Origin of the sequence: Halorubrum sp. Ib24 (assembly GCF_002252745.1) — an archaeon.
Classification (GTDB): domain Archaea; phylum Halobacteriota; class Halobacteria; order Halobacteriales; family Haloferacaceae; genus Halorubrum.
Map to the genome: position 1 here is coordinate 316621 of NZ_NHOX01000040.1, position 14082 is coordinate 330702.

At 72.3% G+C, this 14082-nt stretch carries 15 protein-coding genes; 11 read left to right on the forward strand and 4 right to left on the reverse strand.

The window, feature by feature from the left end; translation table 11 throughout:
- Positions 1 to 2 precede the first annotated feature (2 nt).
- Positions 3 to 1145 (forward strand): mandelate racemase/muconate lactonizing enzyme family protein, encoded by a 1143-nt coding sequence (locus DJ82_RS11675; RefSeq protein ID WP_094581860.1) that lies wholly within the window; start codon positions 3 to 5, stop codon positions 1143 to 1145.
- A 21-nt stretch (positions 1146 to 1166) separates the two neighbouring features.
- Here the strand turns inward: DJ82_RS11675 and DJ82_RS11680 are convergent, their stop codons facing one another.
- The gene (locus DJ82_RS11680; protein ID WP_094524018.1) at positions 1167 to 1583 is read right to left on the reverse strand and encodes a halocyanin domain-containing protein; all 417 of its coding nucleotides are present in this window, start codon (positions 1581 to 1583) and stop codon (positions 1167 to 1169) included.
- A gap of 99 nt (positions 1584 to 1682) precedes the next feature.
- On the opposite strand from DJ82_RS11680, the gene DJ82_RS11685 reads away from it, so the two are divergent.
- Positions 1683 to 2138: a DUF5799 family protein gene (locus tag DJ82_RS11685; RefSeq protein WP_094581861.1), complete on the forward strand. Its 456-nt coding sequence runs from the start codon at positions 1683 to 1685 to the stop codon at positions 2136 to 2138.
- 38 nt (positions 2139 to 2176) lie between these two features.
- On the opposite strand, the gene DJ82_RS15010 is transcribed toward DJ82_RS11685, so the two are convergent.
- Positions 2177 to 2320: a hypothetical protein gene (locus tag DJ82_RS15010; RefSeq protein ID WP_170938366.1), complete on the reverse strand. Its 144-nt coding sequence runs from the start codon at positions 2318 to 2320 to the stop codon at positions 2177 to 2179.
- A 68-nt stretch (positions 2321 to 2388) separates the two neighbouring features.
- Positions 2389 to 4491, reverse strand: a complete 2103-nt coding sequence (locus DJ82_RS11690; protein WP_094581862.1) for a hypothetical protein — start codon at positions 4489 to 4491, stop codon at positions 2389 to 2391.
- 145 nt (positions 4492 to 4636) lie between these two features.
- Here DJ82_RS11690 and DJ82_RS11695 point away from each other — a divergent pair, with 145 nt between their 5' ends.
- A complete protein-coding gene (locus DJ82_RS11695) occupies positions 4637 to 5647 on the forward strand; it encodes a phosphotransferase family protein (protein ID WP_094581863.1) in 1011 nt (336 codons plus the stop codon).
- A 31-nt stretch (positions 5648 to 5678) separates the two neighbouring features.
- Here DJ82_RS11695 and DJ82_RS11700 read toward each other — a convergent pair whose 3' ends face one another.
- Positions 5679 to 6476 carry an aldo/keto reductase gene (locus DJ82_RS11700; protein ID WP_094581864.1) on the reverse strand — a complete coding sequence of 266 codons (798 nt, stop codon included), beginning with the start codon at positions 6474 to 6476 and terminating at the stop codon, positions 5679 to 5681.
- A gap of 161 nt (positions 6477 to 6637) precedes the next feature.
- On the opposite strand from DJ82_RS11700, the gene DJ82_RS11705 reads away from it, so the two are divergent.
- The 8 genes from DJ82_RS11705 to DJ82_RS15380 all read left to right on the forward strand — a co-directional run bounded on the left by DJ82_RS11705 (position 6638) and on the right by DJ82_RS15380 (position 14052).
- On the forward strand, positions 6638 to 7405 hold the full coding sequence (locus DJ82_RS11705) for a helix-turn-helix domain-containing protein (RefSeq protein WP_094581865.1): 768 nt from the start codon (positions 6638 to 6640) through the stop codon (positions 7403 to 7405).
- A 91-nt stretch (positions 7406 to 7496) separates the two neighbouring features.
- A complete protein-coding gene (locus DJ82_RS11710; RefSeq protein WP_094581866.1) occupies positions 7497 to 7880 on the forward strand; it encodes a BlaI/MecI/CopY family transcriptional regulator in 384 nt (127 codons plus the stop codon).
- On the forward strand, positions 7877 to 9955 hold the full coding sequence (gene nosZ / locus DJ82_RS11715) for a TAT-dependent nitrous-oxide reductase (RefSeq protein WP_094581867.1): 2079 nt from the start codon (positions 7877 to 7879) through the stop codon (positions 9953 to 9955). The genes DJ82_RS11710 and nosZ overlap by 4 nt, the downstream gene beginning before the upstream one ends.
- A 46-nt stretch (positions 9956 to 10001) precedes the next feature.
- On the forward strand, positions 10002 to 10763 hold the full coding sequence (locus DJ82_RS11720; protein WP_094581868.1) for a hypothetical protein: 762 nt from the start codon (positions 10002 to 10004) through the stop codon (positions 10761 to 10763).
- A complete protein-coding gene (gene nosD, locus DJ82_RS11725; RefSeq protein WP_094581869.1) occupies positions 10763 to 12304 on the forward strand; it encodes a nitrous oxide reductase family maturation protein NosD in 1542 nt (513 codons plus the stop codon). Before DJ82_RS11720 ends, nosD begins: the two co-directional genes overlap by 1 nt.
- Positions 12305 to 12306: 2 nt before the next feature.
- Positions 12307 to 13044: an ABC transporter ATP-binding protein gene (locus DJ82_RS11730; protein WP_094524028.1), complete on the forward strand. Its 738-nt coding sequence runs from the start codon at positions 12307 to 12309 to the stop codon at positions 13042 to 13044.
- A complete protein-coding gene (locus tag DJ82_RS15375) occupies positions 13037 to 13519 on the forward strand; it encodes an ABC transporter permease (protein WP_241881505.1) in 483 nt (160 codons plus the stop codon). Before DJ82_RS11730 ends, DJ82_RS15375 begins: the two co-directional genes overlap by 8 nt.
- Complete coding sequence (locus DJ82_RS15380) at positions 13516 to 14052, forward strand: ABC transporter permease subunit (protein WP_241881506.1); 537 nt, start codon at positions 13516 to 13518, stop codon at positions 14050 to 14052. The genes DJ82_RS15375 and DJ82_RS15380 overlap by 4 nt, the downstream gene beginning before the upstream one ends.
- The last annotated feature ends 30 nt before the right edge of the window (positions 14053 to 14082 follow it).

The following is a 14082-nucleotide window of genomic DNA, read 5'->3' on the forward strand; positions in this document are numbered from 1 at the left end:
CGATGCGGCTCCGCCCCTTCTCGCTCGACCTGACGAGCCCGCTCGGCACCGCCCGCGGCGCCATCACGGAGCGCGAGGGGTTCCTCGTCGGCGTGGGGCCGGACGACCGGGCCGGAATCTCGGTCCCGGGACTCGGCGAGGCCGCCCCGCTCCCGGGCTGGACCGAGTCGCGGTCGGCGTGCGAGTCGGCCCTGCGCGGCGTCGCGGACGACGGCGGTGCCCTCGTCGACGACGCGCTCGACCGCCTCGACCCGGGAGCCACGCCCGCGGCCCGTCACGGGCTCGCGCTCGCGCTCGCGGACGCCGCGGCGAGAGGCGAGGGGCGGTCGCTGGCCGCGCGGCTCGCGGCCGATCGCGGGCTCCCGACGCCGACCGAGACGGTCCCGGTCAACGCCACGGTCGGCGACGGCGACCCCCAGACGACCGCCGCGGCGGCCGCCCGAGCCGTCGCGGAGGGGTTCGACTGCGTGAAGGTGAAGGTCGGCGCGCGCGCCCTCGACGCCGACGTCGAACGTCTCCGCGCGGTGCGGGAGGCGCTCGGCGACGACGTCGCGCTCCGGGCCGACGCGAACGGCGCGTGGGACCGGTCGACCGCCCGAGAGGCGCTCGACCGCTTCGCGCCGCTGAACCTCGCCTACGTCGAGCAGCCGCTCCCCGCCGAGGACCTCGCCGGCGCGGCGGCCCTCAGGAGCGGTCGAGAGGGTCGAGAGGACAGAGAGGCCCGAGACGACCGAGAAGACCGAGACGACCGCGCCGGCGACGACGCCGACGCTCCGGTCCCGATCGCGCTCGACGAGTCGCTGGCTCGTCGCGACCTCGACGCCGTCCTGGACGCCGGCGCGGCCGATGTAGTCGTCCTGAAGCCGATGGCGCTCGGCGGGCCGGACCGCGCGCTGGCGGCGGCGGCGACCGCCCGGGCCGCGGGTGTCGAGCCCGTGATCACCACCACGATCGACGCGGTCGTCGCGCGGACCGCCGCGGTCCACGTCGCGGCCGCGGTCCCCGAGGTCGCCCCCTGCGGGCTCGCCACGGCCTCGCTGCTCGACGAGGACCTCGCGCCGGACCCCTGCCCGGTCGCCGACGGCGAGGTGGCGGTTCCGGACGCCCCCGGTCTCGCCGGCGACGCCTTCGACGGGCTTCGCTGAGATGCGGCCTCCCGGTAGCGACTACCGCTCGACGACTTCGATGACTCCCTCCATGTCCCGCGTCTGGTGGGGCGTACAGACGTACTCGTACGTGCCCGGCGTCGCGAACTCGCGCTCGAAGGTGTGGCCCTCGGCCGCGGCGAGCCCGGAGTCGAAGGCGCCGCCCCTGTCGACGACGTTGTGACTGCCGCCGACGCCGGTCCACTCCCAGACGACCGTCGTGCCGGCGTCGACCCGGACCGCCGCGGGCGCGAACGAGAAGCCGCCGTCCGCCCCCACCGCGACCGCGACGCTCTCCTCGCCGGTCCGATCGACCGGGGCCGCGTCGTCGCCCCCGCCGTCGCCTCCCGGGAGTAACGCCCCGGTACACCCCGCGAGTCCGGCGGCAGCGGCGGCGCCGACGCCCGCGAGCAGCTCTCGTCGCGTTCGCGTGTTCATGGCGGTTCGAAGGGCCGAACGGTATAAAACGTCCCGAGAGCGACGCTCCGAGAGCGACGAGGGAAAGGGGCTTGTACGGCCGCAGCCGAAGGGTCGAGTATGAGCGAGTGGACAGACGCGATCGTCGGCGACCGCATGACCGTCGACAACCAGTTCACGGACCGAGTGTCGGCCTCGCGGTTCTCCAGCCAGGAGTGGGGCCTGATCATGACGGCGACGGAGCTCGAGATCGAGGATGCCGCCGACCCCGAGGAGGCCCGCATCGTCGCCGACACCTCCAGCCTCCCGGCGATCATGCCGGAACTCGAGAACGTCCGGTCGCAGGTCGCCGCGATGGGCGGAGCGCCGGACCGGGGGGACGGCGGCGGCGCCGGCGGCGGCCTCGTCGACTCGATCAAGGGCGCGCTCGGCCTCGGCGGCTCGGGAGGCGGCGGCGGCAGCGACGAGGAGCTCGCCGCCGCCGAACAGCTCGTCCAGGAGTACGCCGACGAGCTGCAAGCGCACCTGGAAGACAACGGGAAGTGGGAACAGGTCAGGCTCGCGTATCAGGAGTAACCGGACGGCCGCGACCGACGAGGCCCTCGGTCGTTACTCTAGTCGCCGCTGCGGAACAGCGTCAGCCCCTCGGCCTCGTAGATGTTGATCAATTCCCTGACAATCTCGTCGTACTCCTCGTCGTCGACCCGGAGCGCGTCGAGGCGCTCGACCGTCTCCTCGTCCAGGTGGATCTGGGGCATACGCGGCGATTCGTCGGCTACGTAATAAAAATCCTCGGTGAGTTCGGACGAGCTGAGACCGCCGGCCGTCAGTCCGGCCGACGTTCCTCAGCCAGACTGCCCGATATCGCTCCCTCGGACGCGTCCTCCGCGAGGGCTCGGCGAGCCATTCGCTCGACGTCCGCCTCGGAGAGGTCGTCGCTCGGAAGCAGGAGGCGATCGTTGAAACGGACGATCGAATCGTCCTGTTCGAGCATCGCGAGGAGCTGTGAGGAGTCGACAGCGGGACCGTTGGTCCGCGTCGTTCCGACCAGCTCGCTCAGCTCGTCGAACCCCTCGAACAGCTGCGTTTGCTCGATTCCGATCCGATCCTGGAGAGAGAGCACCGATCCGCGTTCGAACCGATGCGAAGTCGGCGACTCCGACCGCACCGTGTTCACTTGCATCGCCGACACGCTGTTGGACGCCACCGGGACGCCGGGATCGCCGACGCGGCGGATCCGAGTCTCGTCTGCGAGACCGGACAGCGAAACGCTCGCGGTCATCGACGTCCCCGCCGCTAACAGGGCCACGACCGACCTGAGGGCCGTGGAAGACGGCGGTCCCGCGACGGCGACGGAACCGAGCCCCCCGTTCTCGACGGCGGCGAGTCCGCCGTCGACGCCGTCGGTCCCCTCGAAGACCGTCAGCGTCGGCGCGTCGCCGAGATCGGCGACCGCGACCGTGTCGTCGGCCGCGGCGACCGCGCCGTCCGCGACCGGGAGCGCGCAGTACGCGACGTCGACGTCGGGGTCCGAGAGCACGGTCCCGACCGCCTCCGCGTCGGGTTCGTCGAGCACTTCCCACTCCCCGACGCCATCGGGGACCGCCGGCTCCGAAAGCGCGCGACGGGTCCTCGTCGCGCGCTCAGCAGAGCCGACCAGCGCGACGAACCGGACATCGCCGCTGGCGGTCGTCTCCCGACGGAGCCGGTTCTCGTAGCTCGCCGGCGTCAACACCGACGTCCCCGCCGGAAGCGGGTCGTCGTCCGGGCTCGGGGTTCCACCCGCCGGAGCGAGCCACGGCGAGGTCGCGAGCGCGTCCGGCGCTCCGGAATCGACGGGCTCGGCCGTGCCGCGCACCCGAACCGGCGCCAGCACGTGCGCGAGGTGGGGAAGCAGTTCGGCGCCGGTCGGATTCGGCCGGAGCACCGCCTCGGTCGGCCAGTCGGGCGCGTACGGCGCGACGGTCTCCGCATCCACTTCGAGGTACTCCATCAGCCGCTCGCTCATCGACAGGTCCGCGAGCTTCGGCGGGTAGAAGGGGAGCTCCGAGCCGACCAGCTCGTACTCGTACCGGTCGGACGGGACGTACCCCTCGGTCCGGGTGAGCGTATCGAGGAAGAACCACGTCCGAAGCAGCTCCGCGGCCCGCTCTTCGAGCGCGACCCCCTCGGTCGGCAGCGATTCGATGTAGCCGTTTGCGAGCCGGATCGCGGGCGCGTTTCCGGTCACCATCCGCGCCCCGAGGTAGTACGACAGCGTCGAGAGCCGGTAGACGTCCGCGTAGTCGGGGCGGACGACGACCTCGACGCCGGTGTCGGGAGGGACCAACGGGCTCGGGATGTCGAGCGCGTCGCCGCGCTCGATGCGCGGCGGGTAGCCGCGGAGCGTCGGCCACGACCGCTCGGCGGAGAACTCCTTGATCGACGAGCCGAGCACCGAGACCGCCTCCGCCAGCGCGGCCGGGTCGTCGGGGACCGTGATCGTCGCCTCGGGGCGGGTGTGAAGCGACCGCGCGCCGACCGTGACGGTGACCGATCGGTCGAACTCGAGGTCGACCGCCCCGGAGTCGGCCATGCCGGTCGTCGAGACCGCCACGTCGGTCGCGCGGATCAGCGCCTTGGCCACCCCGCTGACGTCGAAGCAGTACGACCCTCGTCGGAGCTCCATCGGGTCGTCGAGCCGCGCGACGAACTCGCCGTCCGCCCTGCGCACGGTCACCGCCGAGTAGTCGGGAACCGAGATTGACCCCGCCTCGAAGCTGACCGCTCTGTCGACCGGAAACGGGAACAGCTCCGTGAGCGCGGGCTCCGGATCGGGTTCGGTGTCCGACACGAGCCGGAGCTCCTCACCCTCCAACGCGTCGCGAACGCAGAGCGTCTCACCCCGCGTCTCGAGGCGTACTCGTTCTCCGATCGCGTCGTCTCTCACTACCAATTGATAAACCGACAACAGTTATCAGGTTATCGGTGCTTCTCTGAATTCGGCATCTCTCGGCCGCAACAAAGGCATTTCACCGCCTCGTGTTAACAGGAGTGACAGCAATTTTAACACCGCCCGGCCGCGACGCATCGCCATGAACGACGCCGCGGCGGCCGCTCTCGCCGATGCGTTCCCGGAGCGGTCGGTCGAGCGCCTGACCGGCGTCGGCCCCTCGTGGAACGGGGCCAACGAGACGGTCGGGGTCGCCTTCGCGGACGGCGGTCGGGCGTTCTGCAAGGTCGCGGTCGACGGCGACGGCACCCGGATCGCCCGCGAGCTGGCAGTCCTGCGTTACCTGGCCGCCGAGCGGCCGATCGCGGTCCCGGACGTCCTCGCCGGTGACCCGGACGCGACGGTGCCGTACCTCGTCACCGCGCCCGCTCCCGGACGCGAGCTCCTCGACCTGTGGGACGAGCTCGGGGAACGAGAGGGCGGTGAGGCCGACCGCGCGGCGTTGCTCCGGCGCGTCGGCGCGACGCTCGCGACCCTCCACGCCGAGCGGTTCGAGACGCACGGCGAGATCGTCGGGAGCGACGGGCGGGGCGGACTCGCGCTCGATCCCGCGCCGTGGCCGGACGTGCTTTTAAAAACGATCGAGCGAACCCGCGAGATCGGCACGTCGGAGCGGCTCGGCCACCACTACGACGCCGTCGTCGACTGCGTCGAGGCGAACCGCGACCGCCTCCGCGACGCCCCCGCGGCGCTCCTCCACGGCGACGTCGCGATGCCGAACCTGTTCGTCGTCGGCGCCGGGACCGGACGCGACCGCGAGGCCGAGGCAGGCGACGGGATCGCTCCGATCGACTGGGAGCTCGCCCACGTCGGCGATCCCGCCCGCGACCTCGTCAGGGCGGAGGACCAGCTCCTCAACGGGTTCGACGAGCGGGGGCCCGAGCGGTACGCGGCGGCGCTCCGCGCCGGGTACGCCGAGTGCGCCGACGGGCTCCCGGCGGGATTCGCGGCCCGGAGGCCTATTTACGAGGTCGTCCGGATGCTCGGCCGCTCGGGGTTCGTCGACCAGTGGACGACGTACGTCGACGAGCCGATGGCCGACCTCGTCGACCGGGCGGAGGCGGAGATGGAGGCGCGGTTGGAGGCGGTGTGAGGGCCGTCGTTCGGGGGGGATCTGCCGCCCCTCAGCGGTTCCACGCCGCGTCGTCGGGGTCGATCCGTCGGTCGCCCCGCTCCAGCCCGTCGACGGCGTCGAGGACGGACGGATCGATCTCGGCGTCGACGGCGTCGAGGTTCTCGGCGACGTGGTCGCCCGTCGCCTTCGGGATCGGCGTGACATCTCGAGCGAGCGCCCACGCGAGCGCGAGGACGGCCGGCGAGCGATCGGCCCGGTCGGCGATCGCGAGGAACTCCTCGTCGTCGAACAGGTCGCCGCGGGCCAGCGGCGAGTAGCCGACGAGCCGGTGGTCGAACTCGGCGGCGAGCCCGCGCAGTTCGGCCTGCTGAAACCGCGGGCGACACTCGACTTGGTGGGCGGCGATCGGCGCGTCGAGGATCTCGCGGGCCTCGCGGAGCAGTTCGGGGGTGAAGTTCGAGACGCCGACGTGGTCGGTGAGCCCCGCGTCGCGAAGCTCGTCGAAGACCGGCAGCGTCGCGGCGGCGTCGTACGCGCGGATCGGCCAGTGGACGTACAGCAGGTCGACGCGGTCGAGCCCGAGGCGGTCGAGGCTCTCGCGGGCCGTCTCGCGGACGTCCTCGGGAGCGAGGTTCTCGGGATGGACCTTCGTGGCGACGACGACCTCGTCGCGCTCGACGTCGGCCGCGGCGATCCCCTCGCCGACCGCGGCCTCGTTGTCGTACATCTGGGCGGTGTCGACGTGGCGGTACCCCGCCTCCAGGGCGGCGGTCACGGTGGCGGTGCACTCCGCGGGGTCGTCGAGCCCCGACGTGCCGAGGCCGAGCGGGAGTTCCAGTGGCGGCATGTCGCCCGATTTCGACCCCGAATTTATAAGGGCGCGCTCACCGGAACGGATCGCGGGCTTCCGGCTGGCTTCCCGCGATCGGTCGCGGGGCCGGAGCGGTCTTTTCACCGCGCTGGAAACCGCTCGGCGTTATATGAGTCCCGGAGCGCCTAGCTTCGCACATGAGCACCGGGATTCACGCCGAACTCGCCCTCTCCTCCTGTGACGGCTGTCCCGTCGCGGCCCTCTCGGCCAGCACGCCGGTCGAGGAGGTACGGGTCGACTCGACCGACGACCGCGTCGAGTTCGTCGCCGCCGATCCGCCCGACGACCCGCCGACCGGGCTCGACCTCGTCGAGTTCGGCGGCCGAGCGCACGGTCGGTACGAGATCGAGTGCGAGCGTCCGGCCACCGACGGCGGGGTCCATCTCGGGGCGCCGAACTCCGAGGGGGCCCCGCGCTCGGAGCCCTCCTCGCTCGACCCCTCGCCGACCGATCCCGACGGCGGGATCTGTGCGGGCTGTTCCTGCGGCGGGCTCCCGGCGGCGTTCGCGAACTTCCCGGTGTCGCCGCGCCGGACCGAAATGGTCGACGGCGAGATCCGGGTCTCGTTCGTCCTGAGCGGCCACGAGGAACTGCGGGCGATCGTCGACGAGTGCGAGGCGGTCGGCCTCGACGTCGAGCTCCGTCGGCTCTGCGTCGACCGCGCTCGCGGCGACGGGGACGAGTATTGCCCCGACGTGGTCCCCGTCGACCTCGCGGGCGTGACCGACAGGCAGGCCGAGATCGCGACGGTCGCCGCCGAGAAGGGGTACTTCGAGACCGGCGGCGCCTCCGCCGCCGACGTCGCGGCGGAGTTCGACCTCGCGAAGTCCACGGTGTCGGAACACCTCCGGACCGTGACGGCGGCGCTCTTTTCGCAGACGTTCGGGACCGGCGACGGTACTTAAACCTCCGAACTGTTCGCCGACAGCTACCCCCGGGGTTAGAGCGTACTGATCAGTAGCGGAGTCGAACCGACCGGTTCGGCTCCGACCACCCATGACCCAGTGGACACAGCTCGGACCGCGGGAACGCGAGCTCCTCGCAGTCCTGCGGCGCGCCGACGAACCCCTCGCCGCTCGCGACCTGCACGACGCGGTCGCGGACCGCGGCGACGACGTCGCGTACACGACGGTGAAGCGGACCGTCGACCGGCTCGTCGAGAAGGGGCTCGTCGACCGCGGCGCGGAGCGGCGCCGGGGGACGACGCGACACCGCTACCGCTTCGACGCCGAGGCCGCGCGCGACCGGCTCGTCCCGCAGATCGAAGCCGAGCTGCGGGCGGTCCTCGGCGATCGGGCGGTCGAGCGGATCGCGGTCCGAACGGACGCCGACGGCGACGGCGGAGCGGACGGCAGCGCCGACGCCACCACCAGACAATGACTTCCCAACCCAACGCCAGCGACGAGCCGACGGCACGAGCCGACGAACAGCGCGACGAGACGCCCGCGGACGCGGGCGAGACGGGACCGGCGGACGGAACGGACGCGGCCGGCGACGAGCCCGAGATCGTCGACGGGCGGACGATCGAGCACCTGCTCACCGACCACGAGCGCGACATCGCCTCGACCGCGGAGGGGACGGACGCGACCGCGGCGAAGCGACCGAGCCTCGACCTGCCGCGATTGGAGCTCGGGCGGCGCGACTTCATGAAGGCCGGCGCCGCCGTCGGGGCCATGAGCGGCCTCGCGGGCTGTACGAGTATCCTCGCGGACGAGGACGACGACTCCGGCGGCGCGGCCGGGAGCGGCGAGCACTCCGTCGCGCCCGGCGAGCACGACGAGAACTACGGCTTCCTCTCCGGCGGCCACACGGGCGAGATCCGCGTCGTCGGCCTCCCGTCGATGCGCGAGCTGATGCGGATCCCGGTGTTCCAGACGGAGAGCGCGCGCGGCTACGGTCACGACGCGAAGTCGAGCCGGATGCTTGAGGAGGAGGGCGACGGCCACGTGTGGGGGGATACCCACCACCCGCGCGTCTCGCAGACCGACAACGACTACGACGGCCGCTGGCTGTTCGTCAACGACAAGGCCAACGGGCGGATGGCCCGGGTCGACCTGGAGTACTTCGAGACGGACGCGATCACGAACGTCCCGAACTGTCAGGGCGTCCACGGCGCCTGTATGCAGCTGCCGGACACGCAGCTCGTCTTCGGCGTCGGCGAGTTCCGCGTCCCCATGCCGAACGACGGCCGGGACGTGCAGAGCCCGGACGAGTACGGCTCCGTCATCACCGCCATCGACCCCGAGACGATGGACGTCGAGTGGCAGGTCGAGGTCGACGGCAACATGGACAACGGGGACGGCGGCAAGGAGGGCCGCTGGTTCTTCGCCACCGGCTACAACAGCGAGGAGGGGACCACCGAGGGCGAGATGGCCCGCTCCGACCGCGACTACGTGAAGGCGTTCGACATCCCCGCGATCTGGGACGCCGTCGAGAGCGGCCAGTACGAGGAGATCAGCGGCGTGCCCGTCGTCGACGGGACGAAGGACAGCCCGCTGAACGAGGGCGACCGCCCGATCGTCCGCTACGTCGCGACGCCGAAGAGCCCGCACGGGGTCAGCGTGACGCCGAACGGGAAGTACGCCATCGCCTCCGGAAAGCTCGACCCGAGCTGTACCGTCATCGACATCGAGGCCATCGCCGAGGTCGACGACCCGCAGGACGCCATCGTGGGCCAGCCCCGTATCGGGATGGGGCCGCTCCACACCGCCTACGACGGGCGGGGCCACGCGTACACGACGACGTTCATCGACAGCGAGGTGGTCAAGTGGGACTACGAGGCCGCCGTCGAGTCCGAGGCCGGCTCCGAGGAGCCGGTCGTCGACCGCCACGACGTCCACTACAACCCCGGCCACCTCATCGCCGCGGAGTCGTACACGGCGTCGCCGCAGGGCGACTACCTCGTCTCGCTGAACAAGCTCTCGAAGGACCGATTCCTGCCGGTGGGGCCGATCCACCCGGAGAACGACCAGCTGTTCCACATCGGCGACGACGACGCCGGGATGCAGCTGGTGAAGGACAAGCCGTCGTACCCCGAGCCGCACGACGCCAGCATCGTCCACAAGGACAAGATCGACCCCGCGAAGACGTGGGACCCGGACGACTACGAGCTGGAGTACGTCGCCGAGGGCGAGGAGTCCTTCGAGCGGGTCGACGAGAGCACCGTCGAGATCGAGATGTGGGCGCGCCGCAACGAGTACGCGTTCCCGGAGGTCACGCTTCGGGAGGGCGACGAGGTCCGCCTCAAGATCTCGAACATCGAGACCACGAGCGACGTGATCCACTCGATCGCGATCCCGGAGTACGACATCAACCTCGCGCTGGCGCCGCAGGACACCCGCGAGGTGACGTTCGCCGCCGACCAGCCGGGCGTGTTCTGGGCGTACTGCGCGTACTTCTGTAGCGCGCTCCACCTGGAGATGCGCTCGCGGATCCTCGTCGAGCCGTCCGCGTAGGGACCGAACAGCCACTCGACCACACCCGACCACCACCCCCCACCCTATGACACCCGCACTCGACCGACTGACCGAACTCAGACGGGCGCTGCCGCTGACGGCGGCGGTCCTGTTCGTCGCCGCGCTCGCGGTGCCCGTCTGGGAGATCGCCTTCGAGGCGCCGCAGTACCCGGACGGGCTCCTCGTGGAGCTGTACGCCTACCCGCGGCTCGGCGGCGACTTCGCCGAGGTGCAGGCGCTGAACCACTACGTCGGGTTCTACTACCCGGACCCGGTGTTCGTCGACCCGAACTACGCGGTCCACCCGGACGCGATCGCCGCGCCGGAGTGGATCCTCGGGCCGGTCCTGTTCCTCGCGGTGGCGGCCGCGGGGGTCTTCGTGGCGGTCGCGCCGACCGAGCGCAAGCTCCGCTACGGCCTCTTCGGCCAGCTCGTCGGGGCGACCGTGGCGTTCGTCGGCACGTTCGCGATCGTCCAGTACCGCCTGTACCAGGCGGGCCACGCGCTCGGGGAGGACGCGCCGGTCGTCGGCGTCGCGGAGTTCACCCCGCCGCTGTTGGGCGGCTACGAGATCGCCAACATCAGCGGGGTGGCGTGGTTCGGTCCCGGGGGGTACATGACGGGACTGGGGTTCCTCCTGCTGGTCGCGGCGTACCTGCTCCGCGACTCGCAGGTCACCGTCGGCGAGGCCGCGGAGCGACTCCGCGACCGCCTCGGGGGCGGGAGCGACGGCGACGGCCCCGACCGAGACCGGTCGAGCGACGAGCCGCCTGCGACCACCGACGAGCCCGGCGCGGAGGTGAACTGATGACCCGACGCCCGTCGGTCGCCGGCCTCGTCTCGGCGCGCGCGGTCTTCGTGGCCGCCGCCGTCGTGCTCGCGGCCGTCCTCGGCGGCGTCGCCGCGGCGGCGGGGGGTGGCGCCGTGTCCGGCGACGCGAGCGGGACGAAGGCGGCCAACGGCACCGACGGGCTCGTCGTCGACCCGCCGACGTACGACCCGGCGCGGCCGACGGCGACGGGGACCGCGACGGTCGTGAGCGACGGCGGAGGAAACGCGACCGACGGCGAGAACGCGACCGCCGGGACGTACGAGAGCCTGACCGCCGCGGTCGACGCCGCGGAGCCCGGAGACGCGGTCGAGCTCTCCGGCGTCTTCGAGCCGACGGAGCCGGTCGTCGTCGACGAGCCGAACGTGACGGTCCGGGCGAGCGAGACTCACGGAGCCCTGGTCGACGGGGGCGGCGAGGACAGCGTCGTCGTGTTGGAGGCGCCGAACGCCGCGATCGAGGGCGTCTGGATCCACGACACCGGCGAGGACCTCGAGTCGCAGGACGCCGGGGTGTACGTCGCCGGGAACGCCTCCGGGGCGACGCTCTCGGAGCTCTACCTCACCGACGCCGCCTTCGGCGTCTGGGTGAACGGCGCGGACGAGGTGACGGTCGCCGACTCGCGGATCGAGGGCACCGAGGCGCCGCGGTTCGCGAACCGCGGCAACGGGATCAACCTCTGGGAGACCGAGGGGAGCGAGATCCGCGACACCGAGATCACCGACGTGCGCGACGGGATCTACTACTCGTGGGCCTCCGACGTCGAGGCGACCGGGAACACGCTGTGGGACCTGCGCTACGGCGTCCACTACATGTACTCAGACGACAACCGGATCGCGGACAACGTCGCCTTCGAGAACGACGTGGGGTACGCGCTGATGGTCAGCGACTCCATCGAGGTCGTGAACAACACCGCGGTTGCGAACCGCGGGCAGAGCGGCCACGGGATCCTGCTCAAGGAGATCGACCGCAGCGTCGTCCGCGACAACCGCCTCGTCGCCAACGACGACGGGATCTTCCTCTACAACGCCCAGCACAACGAGGTCCGGGGGAACCTCCTGTACGCCAACGGGGTCGGGGTCCACCACTCCGCCGGGACCTCGGAGACGACCGTCGCCGGCAACGGGTTCGTCGAGAACGAGGAGCCGGTGTTGACGACGACCCGCGACCTCGTCGCCTGGAACGGCTCCGACCGGGGCAACTACTGGTCGGACGCCCGCGTCGCCGACGCCGACGGCGACGGCATAAGCGACACGCGGCATCGGCCGGCCGGCGCGGCCCAGCGGCTCGTGCAGGAGCACCCCGCCGCAGCGGTCTTCGCGGACGGCCCGGCGTTCGACGCGATCCGGCTGGTCGAGAGCCGGTTCCCCGCGGTCGAGACCGCCGGGGTCGTCGACCACCGCCCGCTCGCCGACCCCGTCCACGACGTCGAGCCGTATCGCCCGTACGCGGCGGCCGTCGACGCGACCGTCGAGTACGACTCGGACCCGGGAGACGACCACCACCAGCGGCACCAGTAACCATGCGCATCGATATTAAGCACGTTCACAAGCGGTACGGCGACGTCGAGGCCCTCGCCGGGCTCGACCTCACGGTCGAATCGGGCGACGCGTACGGCCTCGTGGGAACCAACGGCGCCGGCAAGTCCACGCTGTTCGGGCTGATCGCCGGCCGCGAGCGCCCCGACGCGGGGACCGTCTCGGTCGGCGGCCGCGAGGTCGGCGAGATCGGGTGGCGGATCCGCGAGGCGATCGGAATCTTACCCGAGGAGCCCGGCTTTCCGCCGGGCGAGACGGGGCGCGAGACCCTGCGCTTCCACGCCGACGTCCGCGGAGTCGGGTCGGGCCCGGAGGACGCCGCCGAGCGCATCGCCGGCGCGGCCGCGACGGTCGGGCTCGCTGAGGCGATCGACCGCCCCATCGACGGCTACTCGAAGGGGATGCGCCGCCGGCTCGGGCTGGCGGCCGCGCTCCTCGCGAATCCGGCGGTGCTCCTGCTCGACGAGCCGACCGCGGGGCTCGACCCGAACGGCGTCGCCGCGCTCCGCGAGGTCCTGACCCGCGTGCGTGACGAGACGGGTGTGACACTGCTCATGGCGACCCACGCGCTGCGGGAGGCCGAGCGCGTCTGCGACCGCGTCGGCGTCCTCGACGACGGGCGGCTGGTCGCGGAGGGGACGCCCGACGGGCTCGCCGCCGACCACGAGGCCGGTCTCGAAGGCGCCTTCGTCTCGCTCACCGGGGGTGGTCGAGATGCCTGAGCGCGGGCGCGGAGCCGCGCCCGAGGACGGCGAGGCGCCCGACGCCGACACGGCGTCTGACTCGGACCCGGCCCCGGACGGCGGCGTCGTCGTCGACGGCTCGACCGCCGCCTCGCGGACGGACGCTTCCGCGGAGGCGACGGAGAGGGAGACGGAGACCGCGGACGAGACCCCGACCGACGCCGAGGGGATCTCCGTTCCCCTCCCGCGTCCCGGGATCGTCCTCCGGATCGCTCGCCGCGAGACCCGGCTGACCGCCCGCCGGGGGTGGGCCGTCGCGCTGACGGTCGTGTTCGCCGCGTTCGGGCTCCTGCTGGCGACGTTCAGCGGGTCGAGCGTGGCGCCGACCGGCTACGAGCCGGTCGTCGCGAGCTACGTCGAACTGGCGACGTACCTCGTCCCGCTGGCCGCGCTGGCGTTCGGTCACGGCGCGATCGTCGCGCGGCGGAGCGCGGGCGCCTCGGGGTCGTGTTGACGCTGCCCGTTTCGCGGGTCGAAACCGCGATCGGCGTGTACGCCGGGCGGGCCGCGGTGCTCTCGGCGTCGGTCGTCGTCGTCTTCGGCGTCCCCGGGCTGCTCCTCTTGCGGGAGTTCGGGCTCGCCGGCTGGCCGACGTTCGCGTGGTTCCTGTTCGCGACGGTCGCCGTCGCCGTCGCGCTCCTCGGGCTGGGGGTGGCGATCTCCGCGGTCGCGCCGACCTCGACGGTCGCGCTCGCGGGCGCCCTGCTCGTCTGGGCGTGGTTCGCCCTGGTCCACGACCTGCTCGCGCTCGGCGTGCTGGCCGCGCTCGACGGCGCGGGGCGGTTCGTCGCCGTCGCGGTGGCCGCGAACCCGGTCTCGACGTACCGGCTCCTCGCGCTCGCCCCGACCGACGCCGGCGGCGCGGGGCTCGCGGCCGCGCTCGACGGCAGCGGTCTCTCGGTCGGCGTGCTCGTGGCCGTCCTGCTCGGGTGGGTCGCGGTCGCGACGGGCGTCGCCGCGGTGGCGCTCCGCTCGAAACGGATATAAAACGCCCCGCGTGTCTTTTGAACCCATCCG

What these genes read in the sequence shown, in the direction of transcription:
- DJ82_RS11680 (WP_094524018.1), bottom strand. Translation starts at nt 1,583, where the DNA reads ATGAACACGCGAACGCGACGAGAGCTGCTCGCGGGCGTCGGCGCCGCC.
- DJ82_RS11705 (WP_094581865.1), top strand. Translation starts at nt 6,638, where the DNA reads ATGAGCACCGGGATTCACGCCGAACTCGCCCTCTCCTCCTGTGACGGC.
- DJ82_RS11720 (WP_094581868.1), top strand. Translation starts at nt 10,002, where the DNA reads ATGACACCCGCACTCGACCGACTGACCGAACTCAGACGGGCGCTGCCG.
- DJ82_RS11685 (WP_094581861.1), top strand. Translation starts at nt 1,683, where the DNA reads ATGAGCGAGTGGACAGACGCGATCGTCGGCGACCGCATGACCGTCGAC.
- DJ82_RS15010 (WP_170938366.1), bottom strand. Translation starts at nt 2,320, where the DNA reads ATGCCCCAGATCCACCTGGACGAGGAGACGGTCGAGCGCCTCGACGCG.
- DJ82_RS11730 (WP_094524028.1), top strand. Translation starts at nt 12,307, where the DNA reads ATGCGCATCGATATTAAGCACGTTCACAAGCGGTACGGCGACGTCGAG.
- DJ82_RS15375 (WP_241881505.1), top strand. Translation starts at nt 13,037, where the DNA reads ATGCCTGAGCGCGGGCGCGGAGCCGCGCCCGAGGACGGCGAGGCGCCC.
- DJ82_RS11675 (WP_094581860.1), top strand. Translation starts at nt 3, where the DNA reads ATGCGGCTCCGCCCCTTCTCGCTCGACCTGACGAGCCCGCTCGGCACC.
- DJ82_RS11700 (WP_094581864.1), bottom strand. Translation starts at nt 6,476, where the DNA reads ATGCCGCCACTGGAACTCCCGCTCGGCCTCGGCACGTCGGGGCTCGAC.
- DJ82_RS11710 (WP_094581866.1), top strand. Translation starts at nt 7,497, where the DNA reads ATGACCCAGTGGACACAGCTCGGACCGCGGGAACGCGAGCTCCTCGCA.
- DJ82_RS11695 (WP_094581863.1), top strand. Translation starts at nt 4,637, where the DNA reads ATGAACGACGCCGCGGCGGCCGCTCTCGCCGATGCGTTCCCGGAGCGG.
- nosD (WP_094581869.1), top strand. Translation starts at nt 10,763, where the DNA reads ATGACCCGACGCCCGTCGGTCGCCGGCCTCGTCTCGGCGCGCGCGGTC.
- nosZ (WP_094581867.1), top strand. Translation starts at nt 7,877, where the DNA reads ATGACTTCCCAACCCAACGCCAGCGACGAGCCGACGGCACGAGCCGAC.